The 12571-nt window shown below is 69.0% G+C and carries 15 protein-coding genes; 12 read left to right on the top strand and 3 right to left on the bottom strand.

All coding sequences use genetic code 11. The annotated features are described in order from the left end of the window. The first annotated feature begins 19 nt into the window (after window positions 1-19). On the top strand, window positions 20-1123 hold the full coding sequence (locus ACK41C_RS06930; RefSeq protein WP_409651957.1) for a Rieske 2Fe-2S domain-containing protein: 1104 nt from the start codon (window positions 20-22) through the stop codon (window positions 1121-1123). Here the strand turns inward: ACK41C_RS06930 and ACK41C_RS06925 are convergent. Further along, on the bottom strand, window positions 1120-2118 hold the full coding sequence (locus tag ACK41C_RS06925; RefSeq protein WP_409651955.1) for a hypothetical protein: 999 nt from the start codon (window positions 2116-2118) through the stop codon (window positions 1120-1122). The genes ACK41C_RS06930 and ACK41C_RS06925 overlap by 4 nt on opposite strands. 86 nt (window positions 2119-2204) lie before the next feature. Between ACK41C_RS06925 and ACK41C_RS06920 the strand changes: the two genes are divergently transcribed. The 7 genes from ACK41C_RS06920 (at window position 2205) to ACK41C_RS06890 (ending at window position 7917) form a co-directional block, all read left to right on the top strand. Further along, window positions 2205-2993 (top strand): alpha/beta fold hydrolase, encoded by a 789-nt coding sequence (locus ACK41C_RS06920; protein WP_409651952.1) that lies wholly within the window; start codon window positions 2205-2207, stop codon window positions 2991-2993. A 66-nt stretch (window positions 2994-3059) separates the two neighbouring features. Beyond that, complete coding sequence (locus tag ACK41C_RS06915) at window positions 3060-4709, top strand: acyl-CoA dehydrogenase family protein (protein WP_409651949.1); 1650 nt, start codon at window positions 3060-3062, stop codon at window positions 4707-4709. A gap of 247 nt (window positions 4710-4956) precedes the next feature. Further along, window positions 4957-5610: a TetR family transcriptional regulator gene (locus tag ACK41C_RS06910; protein ID WP_409651947.1), complete on the top strand. Its 654-nt coding sequence runs from the start codon at window positions 4957-4959 to the stop codon at window positions 5608-5610. Between the two features lie 128 nt (window positions 5611-5738). After that, window positions 5739-6353: a TetR/AcrR family transcriptional regulator gene (locus ACK41C_RS06905; RefSeq protein WP_409651944.1), complete on the top strand. Its 615-nt coding sequence runs from the start codon at window positions 5739-5741 to the stop codon at window positions 6351-6353. A 41-nt stretch (window positions 6354-6394) separates the two neighbouring features. After that, complete coding sequence (locus ACK41C_RS06900) at window positions 6395-6595, top strand: twin transmembrane helix small protein (protein WP_409651942.1); 201 nt, start codon at window positions 6395-6397, stop codon at window positions 6593-6595. A 5-nt stretch (window positions 6596-6600) separates the two neighbouring features. Beyond that, window positions 6601-7176, top strand: a complete 576-nt coding sequence (locus tag ACK41C_RS06895) for a cob(I)yrinic acid a,c-diamide adenosyltransferase (protein ID WP_409653953.1) — start codon at window positions 6601-6603, stop codon at window positions 7174-7176. A gap of 78 nt (window positions 7177-7254) precedes the next feature. Further along, entirely contained in the window at window positions 7255-7917 is a 663-nt protein-coding gene (locus tag ACK41C_RS06890; RefSeq protein WP_409651939.1) for a DUF502 domain-containing protein, read from the top strand. Between the two features lies 1 nt (window position 7918). Here ACK41C_RS06890 and ACK41C_RS06885 read toward each other — a convergent pair whose 3' ends face one another. Beyond that, entirely contained in the window at window positions 7919-8188 is a 270-nt protein-coding gene (locus ACK41C_RS06885; RefSeq protein ID WP_409651936.1) for a hypothetical protein, read from the bottom strand. Window positions 8189-8346: 158 nt separating this feature from the next. On the opposite strand from ACK41C_RS06885, the gene ACK41C_RS06880 reads away from it, so the two are divergent. Together ACK41C_RS06880 and ACK41C_RS06875 are read left to right on the top strand one after the other, a co-directional pair. Beyond that, a complete protein-coding gene (locus ACK41C_RS06880; protein WP_409651933.1) occupies window positions 8347-9096 on the top strand; it encodes an electron transfer flavoprotein subunit beta/FixA family protein in 750 nt (249 codons plus the stop codon). Further along, complete coding sequence (locus ACK41C_RS06875; protein WP_409651931.1) at window positions 9096-10037, top strand: electron transfer flavoprotein subunit alpha/FixB family protein; 942 nt, start codon at window positions 9096-9098, stop codon at window positions 10035-10037. Before ACK41C_RS06880 ends, ACK41C_RS06875 begins: the two co-directional genes overlap by 1 nt. A gap of 78 nt (window positions 10038-10115) precedes the next feature. Here ACK41C_RS06875 and ACK41C_RS06870 read toward each other — a convergent pair whose 3' ends face one another. After that, window positions 10116-10478, bottom strand: coding sequence for an energy transducer TonB (locus tag ACK41C_RS06870; protein WP_409651929.1), 363 nt, complete (start codon window positions 10476-10478; stop codon window positions 10116-10118). 125 nt (window positions 10479-10603) lie between these two features. Between ACK41C_RS06870 and gcvA the strand changes: the two genes are divergently transcribed. Both gcvA and ACK41C_RS06860 read left to right on the top strand, forming a co-directional pair. Beyond that, window positions 10604-11485, top strand: coding sequence for a transcriptional regulator GcvA (gene gcvA, locus ACK41C_RS06865; RefSeq protein ID WP_409651926.1), 882 nt, complete (start codon window positions 10604-10606; stop codon window positions 11483-11485). A gap of 144 nt (window positions 11486-11629) precedes the next feature. Further along, complete coding sequence (locus ACK41C_RS06860; protein WP_409651923.1) at window positions 11630-12508, top strand: 3-hydroxybutyryl-CoA dehydrogenase; 879 nt, start codon at window positions 11630-11632, stop codon at window positions 12506-12508. Window positions 12509-12571 lie beyond the last annotated feature (63 nt).

The raw sequence follows: 12571 nt of genomic DNA, 5'->3' as shown, positions 1-12571 counted from the left end.
GCCGGACTAGAAACCGCCCATGGCTGATGGCGACACCAAACCGGCGCGGACCGCCCCCGAGACCAAGTTCGGGCGCGGCTTCCTGCATGACATCTGGTATTTCGCGGCCCTGGCGAGCGACCTGAAGCCCGGAAAGCTGCAGCGCTACGAGATCCTGGGCGAGCCGATCCTTTTGTCCCGCGACCGCGCGGGAAAGGTCTACGCCCTGCGCGACATCTGCCCCCACCGGGCCGCGCCGCTGTCGGCCGGCAGACTGGTGCGCGAAGCCGACGGCCGCGAGGCGGTCGAGTGCCCCTATCACGGCTGGAAGTTCGGGACCGACGGCGCCTGCACCGCCATCCCCTCCCTGGTCGCCGACCAGGCGATGGAGGTTTCGAAGATCCGCGTGCGCCGCTATCCGGCGGCCGAGAGCCAGGGACTGGTCTTCGTCTGGATTCCGTCCGATCCGCGGTTCGACGGCGAGCCGCCCGAGCCGCCGCCAGTCTTTCCGGGCGTGGTCGGGGGCGGGCCGAAGCTCGTGGACCGCATGGACTTCGATTCCCACATCGACCATGCCGTGGTCGGGCTGATGGACCCCGCGCACGGCCCCTATGTGCATCAGCAATGGTGGTGGCGCTCCTCGAAGAGCCAGCACGAGAAGGCCAAGAAATTTGAGCCGCGCGAATGCGGCTTCGCCATGGTGCGGCACGAGCCGTCGAAGAATTCCCGCGCCTATGCGATCCTGGGCGGACAGCCCCTGACCGAGATCGTCTTCCGCATTCCCGGCCTGCGTTGGGAGCACGTGACCGTGGGCCGGCGCCAGGTGCTGTCCCTCACCTGTCTGACCCCGGTGAACGAAGGCAGGACGCGGATCACCCAGATCGTCTGGTCCGATCACCCCGCCTTCTTCTTCCTCAAGCCGTTCATCGCCGCCGGCGCGCGGGCCTTCCTGCGGCAGGACGGCGACATGGTGAACCTGCAGAACGAGGGCCTGCGCTACGACCCCGGCCTCCTGTGGATCGACGACGCCGACCGTCAGGCCAAGTGGTATCAGCAGCTCAAGCGCGAATGGGCGGCCAGCCGCAAGGCCGGGCGGCCGTTCCAGAATCCGGTGGAACCGGCCGTCCTGAGGTGGCGAAGCTAGGCTGGGACCAGGGGCGGCTTGGGCGACTTGGACGTCAGGTTCAGGTCGTCGATCCGGATCGGCGCGAAGCCGCGGGCGATCTCCCAGTCGATGCGTGCGCCCAGGGCGGTGATGGTGGCGACCGGGTCCAGCCGGCGCAGGTCCATCGCCTTCAAGGCGACATGAGGGACCTTTGCATAGAGGATCGGGTACTGCTCCACCTCGCCGCGGCCGTCGGGCAGGAAGCAGCGCACGACCACCTCGACCATATCGACCGGCACCGCAGCCAGGGTCTCGGCGGCGATGCGCAGGGAGACGGCGCAGACATTGGCCAGGTGAATCTCCTGGCGTGCGGCGAAGGTCAGCGCGCGATAGACGCTGCGGCCGGTTTCGCCGATCTCCACCGCCTCGTCGGGCAGGGCGTCGAATTCGAGCGCATCCACATAGGCGACGAGGCGGCCAGGCGACGGCATGGCGACCGCGAAGCCTTCCAGAACCGCCGCAAGCACGGCGGTGGGGGCATGCGCCTTGAGGGCCGTCTCGATCGCCTCCATGTCCAGGGCGAGGACGGCAGGCGCCAGATTGACGTCGAGATTGTGCACCTCGGCGTTGCGCTTGGCCTGGGCGTAGAGCTCGGCGTCCTTCTTGGCGGCTTCCAGCACCTTTTCCGCCAGCGCGCGACGGCGCTCCTGACCCAGGCCGAACAGGCTGTCGATCAGGCCGGGGCGATAGTTGGCCAGCGCCCGCCGCGCCTTCTGCTCCAGCTCGTGCCGACGCACCGCCGGCTCCACCAGTCCGCGGGTGGCGATCTCGTTCCAGTCCAGCCGCTCATAGGCGATGCAGTGGGCGCGGGTCAGCCGTTCGAACAAAGCCTCGTAGGCCGCGGCCACATTGGGGCCGCTCGGCCGGCGGGCCGTGGCGCGCTCCTTGCGTTCTCGATCGCGCAGCGCCCTCTTGGTGGCGCGGTCGATCCGGTTCATCGTGGGCAGGATGGTCCTGCCGGCCGGCGCGTCCATACCCCTTGCCCCCCCTCCGTTGCGGCGGAATGTCGCGACTGGTTTTGAAATACCTGCGTTTTCGTCACCGAACCTTTAAGAAAAACATGGACTTCACAACAACCGACGGTTTCAGGATCGCCTTCGACGACATCGCGCCCTCGGGGGCGGACCGCACCATCGTCCTGGTCCACGGCTTCGCATCCAACCGTAACGAGGGCTGGCGGCGAACGGGCTGGTACGGCGCCTTCGAGCGGCGGGGGGTGCGTTGCGTGGCCCTCGACCAGCGGGGGCACGGCGAAAGCGACAAGTCGCACGAACCTTCCGATTACGAGCGCGACAAGCTCGCCGCCGACCTGATCGGCCTCCTCGACCATCTGGACCTGACGCGCGTGGACCTGTTCGGCTATTCCATGGGGACGCGCACGGCCCTGGCCGCCGCCCTGGCCGCGCCGAACCGGTTCTCGAACCTGATCCTCGGCGGCGTGGGGGGACGGCTGCTGGAAGAACGCCGGTCCTCGACCGGGGATGCGATGGCCCAGGCCATGCTGGCGGAGGATCCGGAAACCATCGAGCATCCCCTCCTGCGCAGCTTCCGCCAGTTCGCTGACGAGCAGGGTGAAGACCGCCGGGCGCTGGCGGCCTTCACCCAGGCGCAGAATCCGCCCCTCGACACCGCCGCCTTCGGCGCCCTGCCGATGCCGGTGCTGGTGGTGGCCGGCCAGCGCGACACCGGCGCCGGCGATCCGGAAGGCCTCGCCCGCGCCTTCGCCCAGGGCCACGGCGTCACCGTACCGGGCTGCGACCACTTTTCGGCCATTCCGCACGCCCTGACCAAGGGGGCGGTCTTCGACTTCCTGGATGGCCTGCTCGACGAGGACCCCTGGGCGAGGTGAAGCGGTGTTCGGGTTGACCTTAGGGGACCGATGACGCACGCGGCGCTTCTCCTATAGTCCCGCCTCATGCCCGAGCTCGTCCTGCCCGCCCTCCCCCGCCTGCTGGCCGAAGCGGCCGAGGCGGCCGAACGCCTGGTCGCTGAAGCCAGGACCGTCGTTGCGGCCCGTATTGCGCCGGAGGGCCGTCCAGATCGCGCCGCCCTGGACGCCCAGCAGCATGTCGCCCACGGCCTGGCCTGGGCGGCCGCCTATGCCGAGACCCTGCGCCAGACAGCAGCCTGGGCCGCGGCCCTGGAGGTTGACGGCCGCTTCGGCGAGGCTGAGGCCCTGCCGGCCCAACTGCTGGCGCACGAGTATCTCAGCCAGTTGGCCGGCGGCCTGCCTATGAACCAGGGCGAGACCTTCCGTCCGGCGGACCTTGGGCTCTCCACCGAGGCGCTGGCGCCTCTGATCGTGCGGCTGGCGCCGGGCGCGGGCCAGACCGTCAGGACCCGGATCGTCGAGCTGCTGGACGCCGCCCGCGGCCGCCCCTCCCTCGAGGCCAGCGGCCTGGACGAGACGCTGGAGCAGGTGCGCGACCAGTTCCACGCCTTCGCGGCGGAGAAGATCGCCCCCTTCGCCCACGGCTGGCACCTGAACGACGAGCTGATCCCGCTTCCGCTGATCGGGGAGTTGGCCGAACTGGGCGTCTTCGGCCTGACCGCGCCGGAGGAATATGGCGGATCGGGCCTCGGCAAGGTGGCCATGTGCGTCGTGTCCGAGGCCCTTTCCCGCGGCTGGATCGGCACGGGTTCGCTCGGCACCCGTTCGGAGATCGCCGCCGAGCTGATCCTGGCCCACGGCACCGAGGAACAGAAGCAGCGCTTCCTGCCCGCTGTGGCCTCCGGCGAGATCATCCCCACGGCGGTGTTCACCGAGCCCGAGGCGGGATCGGACCTCGGCTCTCTGCGCACCCGCGCGGTCCGTGAGGGCGAGGTCTGGAAGGTCACCGGCTCCAAGACCTGGATCACCCACGCCGCCCGCGCCGATCTGATGACCCTGCTGGCGCGCACCGATCCGGCGTCGAAGGACCATCGAGGGCTTTCCATGTTCCTGGCGGAAAAGCCGCGCGGAACGGTCGGCGACCCCTTCCCGGCCCAGGGCATGACGGGCGGCGAGATCGGCGTGATCGGCTACCGCGGCATGAAGGAGTACGAGATCGGCTTCGACGGGTTCGAGGTTCCGCACGCCAACCTGCTGGGCGGCCAGGAGGGGCAGGGCTTCGTCCAGCTGATGGCCACCTTCGAGAGCGCGCGGATCCAGACCGCGGCGCGGGCCCTGGGCGTCGCCCAATCGGCGCTCGACCTCGCCCTCGACTACGCCCTACAGCGCCGGCAGTTCGGCGAGCCGCTGGCCCGCTTCCCGCGGGTGGCCAACAAGCTGGCCATGATGGCCGCCGAAATCCTGGGGGCAAGGCGCCTGACCTGGTTCGCCGCCCGGGCGAAGGACGCCGGCCGCCGCTGCGACCTGGAGGCCGGAATGGCCAAGCTGACGGCGGCTCGTATCGCCTGGGCCTGCGCCGATAACGCCGTGCAGATCCACGGCGGCGCGGGCTTCGCCCTGGAGCAGCCGGTCAGCCGGATCCTGGCCGACGCCCGGATCCTGAACATCTTCGAAGGCGCCGGCGAGATCCAGGCCCAGGTGATCGCCCGACGGCTGCTGGAAGGCGCCAACTGATCGCGCGACAGGCGAACGAGCTCCGTTATGCGAGCACGCTCAACGAGCATCGGTTTGACCAGCGCGGCGGCGATCGCCCATAAGGCGGGCGCTTTCGAAGAATGGCGATCTGCGACGCTGCGCCACACGGCGACGCCAAGGTTTTCCCGGTAAGAGCCGCAATGTCGGCGTCGCGAAACGAGTTCGTTGAACGCGCTCAATCATCAAGCCCCCGCTCGTCGGGGCGAAAGGGACTACAGCCACCTCCATGAAACACCTGTCTGGCAAGATCGAAGCGGCCGGCGAGGCCGAGGTCCGCGTCCCAACTCGCCGGGCCCTGGCCAAGCAGCAGACCCGCGCCAAGGTGCTGGCGGCCGCTCGTCGCCTGTTCTCCGAGGAAGGTTACGAAGGCGCCACCATCCGCGACATCGCCGCCGCCGCGGGCATGTCCACCGGCGCGGTTTTCGCCAACTTCACCGATAAATCCGACCTGTTCCGCGAGATCATGGTCGCCGACATGGAAGCCCTGGTCGAGGCCATGCGCGAGGCCGCCGGCCGCGGCCGCAGCGTGGATGACGCCCTGCTCAAGCTCTTCACCGCCGGCTACGCCTTCTACAAGAGCCAGCTGCCCATGGCCCGCGCCGCCTTCGGCGTCTCCTGGTCGGCCGAGCAGGGCCCGGAACTGCGCGGCCTGCCGCCGGTGCAGTCTCTGACGGACCTGATCGCGCAGCAGCTCCAGGACGGCGTTGAGCGCGGCGAGCTGAGCCAGGAGGCCGAAGTCAAGCTGCGCACCCAGATGCTGTTCGACTGCTATCTCGCCAACTTCCGCGAGGCGGTGTTCGAAGGCTGGAGCCTGGACGCCCTGCAAGCCAAGGCCCGCGATCAGATTCGCGTGATCATGGCCGGCGCGCGCCGAGGTTAAGGGGGGCCTGCGGCTCCTAACCGGCGCAAATGGACGCGCGCGCCGCAGCATCTGAGAATGATCAAGGGACGCGCCGCAGAGCGCGTTCCTGGACACAGCCCCGGCCAACGGGGCGTTCCGGGGGGAACATGCCGCTCAGCCTGAGGAAGTCCCAGAAGGAGGCGACGCGCCAGCGGGTGCTCGACGCCGCCCGCGAACTCTTCGAGAACCGGGGCTACGAAGAAGCCACCGTGCGGGAGATCGCCCGCCTGGCGGGGGTTTCGGTCGGCAGCGTCTTCACCACCTTCGCATCGAAGGGCGATATCCTAAGCCAGGTCATGGCCGACCGGCTGGAGGCGCTCTATGCGGAACTGGACAAGGTGGTTCCCCACCTGCGCGGCTCCACGCCCGACCGGCTGCGCTCGATGTTCGCCATCCACTTCGCCTTCGAGACACGGCGCACCCGGCTGTTCCTCGCCCACATCGCGGCGGCCTACAACTGGACGCTGGCGCCGACCAGCCGGCCCTACGGCCGCAACCCTCGCCTGCGCCAGATCGTGCGCGACTGCCTGGCCGAGGGCGTTCAGCGCGGCGACGTCGACCCCGCCGCCGACCTGGACCTGGCCGTCGACGTGCTGATGGCCGCATACGCCTGGACCTATCGGCTGGCCGCCTGGGAAGGTGCCGACGCCGACGCCATGAGCGCTGTCATGGACCGCCAGATCGGCCTGATCGCCGACGGATTTCGTCCGCGCCACGCTTAAGGCGTAGCCCCACGCGGGGCGATCCGCGCTAGATTGGCGCCATGAACCTCTTCCAATACCTGATCCCGGCCAGCCTGGCGGCGGTGACGATCACCCTCTTCATCGGGCTCTACGCCCTGTTCCGCGGCGGCGACTTCGGGCGCTCATATTCGAACAAGCTGATGCGCCTTCGCGTGCTTCTGCAGGCGCTGGCCGTCGCGATCCTGGTGATCGCGGTCTGGTGGCGGCACCGGGCGAGCTGACGCGCATGGTGGTGCTGAACAAGATCTACACCCGCACCGGCGACAGCGGGGCCACCCGCCTGGCGAACGGCGAGCCGGTCTCCAAGGCCGCGCTGCGGGTGGCGGCCTACGGCTCGGTGGACGAGGCCAACGCCTGTCTGGGCATGGCCCGGCTGCATACCGCCGTCGACGCCGAATTCGACGCCGCCCTGGCGCGGATCCAGAACGAGCTGTTCGACCTGGGGGCCGATCTGGCGACCCCGCCGCGTGAAGCCGAGGCCGAGGCGCGCACCCTGCGCATCGTCGAGAGCCAGGTAGCGCGGCTGGAAGCCGAGATCGACGCCATGAACGAAGGCCTGCCGCCGCTCGCTTCCTTCGTCCTGCCGGGCGGAACGCCGGCGGCCGCGGCCCTGCACCTGGCGCGCACCGTGGCCCGGCGGGCCGAACGCGAGGCGGTGGCTCTCGTGGAGGCGGGCGAAGCGGTGAATCCGGTCGCCATGCGTTATCTGAATCGGTTGTCGGACTTTCTCTTCGTCGCCGCCCGCCATGCCAACGACCGGGGGCGGGCCGAAGTGTTCTGGCGGTCCGGCGCCACGCGTTAGATGTGACAGGAACCCCTCGCCGCGCGGAATGCGGGCCTCGTCCGCGAGGGGCGCAAGACGGAGATCTCGACGAGGCCCATGACCCTCGCAAGGCTGCTCGAATTCGCAAGGCGGGTCCCCCGGTTGGTCGGGGTCGGCGCGCTGGCCCTGGCGCCGCTGGTGGTGACGCTCTGGCTCGCCTGGCTGGCCTTGCGCGCCATGGCCTCGGTCGGCGCCGTCCTGTCGGCTCCGGCGCGGGGAATCCTGCACACCGGTTTCGGCGGCGGCTGGGGCGACGTGGCCCTGAACGTCCTAGTGGCCGTCGTGGTCCTGACCCTGGTGGGCCTCGCGGCGGAGAGCCTGCTGGGCAAGGTGGTCGGCCAGATGTCGGCCCGGCTGATCGGCCGCGTGCCGGTCGCCAGCACCGTCTATCTTGCGGTGCAAAAACTGCTCGCGGGGTTCCGCAGTACCGGCGAGGACACGCGCAAGGTGGTGCTCATCGAGTTCCCCTCGCCGGAAATGAAGACCATCGGCCTGGTCACCCGCCGGTTCCGCGCCTCCGACACGGGGGAGGAACTGGCGGCGGTCTATGTGCCGACGACGCCCAATCCCAGCTCCGGCTATATCGAGATCGTGCCGGTGGACAATCTGGTGTGGCTGGACTGGTCGGCGCGCGACGCCATTCAGTTCATCATGTCGGGCGGGGTGATCGGGCCGGATCAGATCGTGTACGGCATCAAGCGCCCGCCGCCGCCGATCTGAGCTATTTGGCCGCAGCCTGCGCCAGCTTACGGCGCTCGGCGTCGGCCTTGGCCGCCTCGCGGGCTTCCGGCGTGTCGATCACCCGCCCGGTGATGTCGGAGATCAGCACAGGCCGGGCGCAGGTGCGCGTGCGCCAGTCCCACCAGTCGCCCTGCGCCTCGCATTCCTTTTCCGGCCAGACCCAGCCGACGTGATAGACCGTAAAGCCCAGGCTGAGCGTGGCGAAGACGGCGACGAAGATCAGCTTCAGGCGATTGATGATGCGGTTCATGGTCCGGTTCGTCTCAACTCTGGGCGGCGCCTAGCGGGAAGATCCGCCGGAAATAGGGCGCCGGTAAATGCCGCCGCCGACTTGCAATGCGCGTCGGAAGCGTTATGCCGCATGCCGACCGATTTTTCCGCAATGCAAATTTGAGGCGCTGGCTAACGATGAAAGTGTTGGTCCCGGTCAAACGGGTGATCGATTCAAACGTCAAGGCCCGGGTGAAGTCCGATCAGACGGGCGTCGACCTGGCGAACGTCAAGATGTCCATGAACCCCTTCTGCGAGATCGCGGTGGAAGAAGCCGTGCGGCAGAAGGAAAAGGGCACGGTGACCGAGATCGTGGCCGTCTCCATCGGGCCGGCCCAGGCGCAGGAAACCCTGCGCACGGCGCTCGCCATGGGCGCGGACCGGGCGATCCTGGTTCAGACCGACGCCGATCCGGAGCCGCTGGCGGTCGCTAAGCTCCTGAAGGCCGTCGTGGCCGAAGAGGGGCCGAACGCGGTCGTCATGGGCAAGCAGGCCATCGACGGCGACAACAACGCTACCGGTCAGATGCTGGCCGCCCTGCTCGACTGGCCGCAGGCGACCTTCGCCTCGGGCGTGGAACTGTCCGGCGACAAGGCGAAAGTCACCCGCGAGGTGGACGGCGGCCTGCAGACGATCGAGGTGGTCCTGCCCGCCGTGATCACGGCCGACCTGCGCCTCAACGAGCCGCGCTACGCCAGCCTGCCCAACATCATGAAGGCCAAGAAGAAGCCGCTCGACGTCAAGGAAGCCTCGGCCTACGGCGTCGACCTGGCGCCGCGCCTGAAGGTGCTGAAGGTCACCGAGCCGCCGAAGCGCGGCGGCGGCATCAAGGTCGAGACCGCCGCCGACCTGGTCATGAAGCTGAAGAACGAAGCGGGGGTGCTCTAATGGCCGTTCTCGTCATCGCCGATCACGACAACGCGTCGCTGAAGGACAACACCCACAAGACCGTCACCGCGGCCCAGGCCATCGGCGGCGATATCGACATCCTGGTGGCCGGCGAGAACGCCAAGGCCGCCGCCGACGCCGCGGCCAAGATCGCCGGTGTGCGCAAGGTGCTGCTGGCCGAGAGCCCGGAACTGGGCCAAGGCCTGGCCGAAGCCTTCGATGCGGTGGTCGTGCCGCTGGCGGCGAACTACGACGCCATCCTCACCCCGGCCGTGTCGCAGGGTAAGAACATCTCGCCCCGCATCGCCGCCAAGCTGGATGTCGCCCAGATCTCCGACGTGATCGAGGTGGTCGACGCCTCGACCTTCGTGCGCCCGATCTATGCCGGCAACGCCCTGGAGACCGTGCAGTCCTCCGACGCCAAGAAGGTGATCACGGTCCGCCCGACCGCCTTCAAGGCCGCCGCCGAAGGCGGCTCTGCTGCGGTCGAGACCGTCTCCGGCGCCGGTTCGGCCAAGTCGAAGTTCGTCGACCAGCAGCTGGTGAAGTCGGCGCGCCCCGACCTGACCGGCGCCAAGATCGTCGTCTCCGGCGGCCGCGCCATGGGCTCGGCCGACGAGTTCCAGAAGGTGATCGAGCCCCTCGCCGACAAGCTGGGCGCCGCCGTGGGCGCCTCGCGCGCGGCGGTCGACGCCGGCTACGCCCCCAACGACTATCAGGTCGGCCAGACCGGCAAGGTGGTGGCGCCGGAGCTCTACATCGCCGTCGGCATCTCCGGCGCGATCCAGCACCTGGCCGGGATGAAGGACTCCAAGGTCATCGTGGCGATCAACAAAGACGCCGACGCCCCGATCTTCCAGGTCGCCGACTACGGCCTGGTGGCGGACTACAAGACCGCCGTGCCGGAGCTGATGGACGCCCTGACCCAGGCGGGCAAGTAAGCCTCTATCGCCTGCGCAAACGATCAAGGGCGGCTCCTCGCGGAGCCGCCCTTTTTCGCGCCTGACCTGACCTTTGGGTCAGCGCACGGCGACGGGCGTGTGGGGCGCCCAGTCGCCAAGGGTGAGGGTGACCTCGCGCCCCACCCATTCCGTCGATGGGCTGGCGATGCGCAGGTGGCGCAGGGCCGCCACCGCCTGGGCGTCCAGTTCCGGCGAACCGGAGGTGGAGACCAGGCGCACGCTGGAGACGCGGTCGGCCCCGACGCCGACCTTGACCCGCAGGGTGTGGCCGGAAAGGTCGACTCCGCGTTCCTGCAGGCGTTCGGCGGCCTGGGCGTTCACCCGGTCGACGAACTGCTGTTGCTGGGCGCTCGGGGCGGCATGGGCCGTCGCGGCGAGCAACAGGGCGGCCGCGCTCAGCCCGAGAAGCTGGGCTTTCATGACGTGATCCTTAGGTTCTTGGAGTTTGGAGGAGAGCGGCGCCGCCCCCTCCATGTGGCGCCGACCGGCCGGGATCGCGAACGACGTCTATTGCTCAAGGTTGTTACCGCATCTAACAACCCGTCATGGCCCGTCTGCCGCCCTTCTTCGCTCTACGCGCCCTGGAAGCGGCCGCGCGCCGACGCAGCTACAGCCGGGCCGCCGACGAGCTGGCGGTGACCCACGGGGCGGTGAGCCAGCAGATCCGCCGGCTCGAGGCGGAGCTTGGCGCGCGGCTCTTCACCCGCCAGGGCAACGCCATGATCCCCACGCCGGACGCCGCCCGGCTGGCGGGCAAGGTCCGCGAAGCGCTCGACATCCTGACCGAGGCGACGGCCGCCTTCCGAGGGGCTGCGGAGAAGGAGCCGCTGCGGGTCAGCCTCGATCCGCAGTTCGCAAGCCGCTGGCTGCCTCCGCGCCTGCCACGGCTCCTGGCGCATCCGGCCGGCGCCAACCTCGAGCTGCTCGTGGACGAACAGCGCGCGAACTTCGTCACCGACGGCGTCGACATGGGCGTGCGCTATGGCGCGGGCGTCTGGGACGGCGTGGAGAGCACGCGCCTGTTCCTCGACACCCTCACCCCCCTCTGTTCCCCCGACTTCGCCGCCCGCCACCCCATCGCCCAGGCCGCCGACCTCCTGAAGGTTCCGCTGCTGCACCACACGCATCGGCCCTGGCGCCTGTGGTTCTCGGCCGTCGGCCTGCCGCCTCCCGAGGCTCAAGGCCTGGTCTTCACCGACTCCGTCATGCTGCTGGAGGCCGCCGCCCAGGGCCTCGGCGTGGCGCTCGCCCGCAGCGGCCTGGTGGAGCAGGACCTGAAGAGCGGACGCCTGGTGACGCCGCTGCCGCAAGCGGTGGCCTCCGAACTCGGCTTCCACGTCGTCTGGCGCGCCGACAGCCGAAAGGCCGCGCGCATACACGCCCTGCGGGATTGGCTCCTGGAGGAGGTCGCCCGCGGTGCGGGTTGAGCGGCCACCCCTTCGCACGCTTAAGGCGTCGCTTTCGCTGCGTCGCAGCAAAAGCCTTGGCGAGGCCTGCTTCCGGCGTGTTAGAAACCCGTCACAAGCGGCCGCGAAGGGGAAACGCGCCCGCAGAACCGAGGCTTTATCCGTATGGTCCAGATCAAGTCGGTCGGCGTCGTCGGCGCAGGCCAAATGGGTTCGGGCATCGCCCATGTCTGCGCCCTGGGCGGCTACGACGTGCTGCTGCATGACGTGAGCGCCGAGCGCATCTCCTCCGGCCTGTCGCAGATCGAGAAGAACCTGTCGCGCCAGGTGGTTCGCGGCCTGATCGACCAAGCGGCGATGGACCAGGCGCTCGAGCGGATCAAACCGGCGCAGGAGCTTCAGGCGGTGGGCGCCGTGGACCTCGCCATCGAGGCCGCGACCGAGGACGAGGAGGTCAAGAAGACCATCTTCAAGGCGCTGACGCCGCACCTGGGGCCCAAGACCCTCCTGGCCTCCAACACCTCCTCGATCTCGATCACCCGGCTGGCCTCGGCCTCAGACCGGCCGGAGCGGTTCATCGGCCTGCACTTCATGAATCCCGTGCCGCTGATGAACCTCGTCGAGATCATCCGCGGCATCGCCACCGATGCGGAGACCTACGAAGCCGCGGTCTCCTTCGCCCAGTCGCTCGGCAAGACCACCGCCAACGCCGAGGATTTCCCTGCCTTCATCGTCAACCGGATCCTGGTGCCGATGATCAACGAGGCGATCTACACCCTCTACGAGGGCGTAGGCACCGTCGACGCCATCGACACGGCGCTGAAGCTGGGCGCCAACCACCCGATGGGACCGCTGGAGCTGGGCGATTTCATCGGCCTGGACACCGTGCTGTCGATCATGAACGTGCTCTACGAGGGCCTCGCCGACTCCAAGTACCGGCCCTGCCCGCTGCTGGTGAAGTACGTCGAGGCGGGCTGGCTGGGCCGCAAGGCCGGCCGCGGCTTCTACGACTACCGCGGCGAACACCCGGTCCCGACGCGATAGGCGCCACCTGCGGCGCTGCGACCGTTAATCATTCGACTTGGTGGCGCTCGACGTCGGATACTC

The sequence above is a fragment of the Phenylobacterium sp. genome (assembly GCF_046290725.1).
GTDB lineage: Bacteria > Pseudomonadota > Alphaproteobacteria > Caulobacterales > Caulobacteraceae > Phenylobacterium.
This window is presented reverse-complemented; position numbering and strand designations above follow the sequence as displayed.

Bases quoted from the DNA above. Each gene is read 5' to 3' on its own strand.
- ACK41C_RS06930 (WP_409651957.1), top strand. From the start codon at position 20: ATGGCTGATGGCGACACCAAACCGGCGCGGACCGCCCCCGAGACCAAG.
- ACK41C_RS06925 (WP_409651955.1), bottom strand. From the start codon at position 2,118: ATGGACGCGCCGGCCGGCAGGACCATCCTGCCCACGATGAACCGGATC.
- ACK41C_RS06920 (WP_409651952.1), top strand. From the start codon at position 2,205: ATGGACTTCACAACAACCGACGGTTTCAGGATCGCCTTCGACGACATC.
- ACK41C_RS06915 (WP_409651949.1), top strand. From the start codon at position 3,060: ATGCCCGAGCTCGTCCTGCCCGCCCTCCCCCGCCTGCTGGCCGAAGCG.
- ACK41C_RS06910 (WP_409651947.1), top strand. From the start codon at position 4,957: ATGAAACACCTGTCTGGCAAGATCGAAGCGGCCGGCGAGGCCGAGGTC.
- ACK41C_RS06905 (WP_409651944.1), top strand. From the start codon at position 5,739: ATGCCGCTCAGCCTGAGGAAGTCCCAGAAGGAGGCGACGCGCCAGCGG.
- ACK41C_RS06900 (WP_409651942.1), top strand. From the start codon at position 6,395: ATGAACCTCTTCCAATACCTGATCCCGGCCAGCCTGGCGGCGGTGACG.
- ACK41C_RS06895 (WP_409653953.1), top strand. From the start codon at position 6,601: ATGGTGGTGCTGAACAAGATCTACACCCGCACCGGCGACAGCGGGGCC.
- ACK41C_RS06890 (WP_409651939.1), top strand. From the start codon at position 7,255: ATGACCCTCGCAAGGCTGCTCGAATTCGCAAGGCGGGTCCCCCGGTTG.
- ACK41C_RS06885 (WP_409651936.1), bottom strand. From the start codon at position 8,188: ATGAACCGCATCATCAATCGCCTGAAGCTGATCTTCGTCGCCGTCTTC.
- ACK41C_RS06880 (WP_409651933.1), top strand. From the start codon at position 8,347: ATGAAAGTGTTGGTCCCGGTCAAACGGGTGATCGATTCAAACGTCAAG.
- ACK41C_RS06875 (WP_409651931.1), top strand. From the start codon at position 9,096: ATGGCCGTTCTCGTCATCGCCGATCACGACAACGCGTCGCTGAAGGAC.
- ACK41C_RS06870 (WP_409651929.1), bottom strand. From the start codon at position 10,478: ATGAAAGCCCAGCTTCTCGGGCTGAGCGCGGCCGCCCTGTTGCTCGCC.
- gcvA (WP_409651926.1), top strand. From the start codon at position 10,604: ATGGCCCGTCTGCCGCCCTTCTTCGCTCTACGCGCCCTGGAAGCGGCC.
- ACK41C_RS06860 (WP_409651923.1), top strand. From the start codon at position 11,630: ATGGTCCAGATCAAGTCGGTCGGCGTCGTCGGCGCAGGCCAAATGGGT.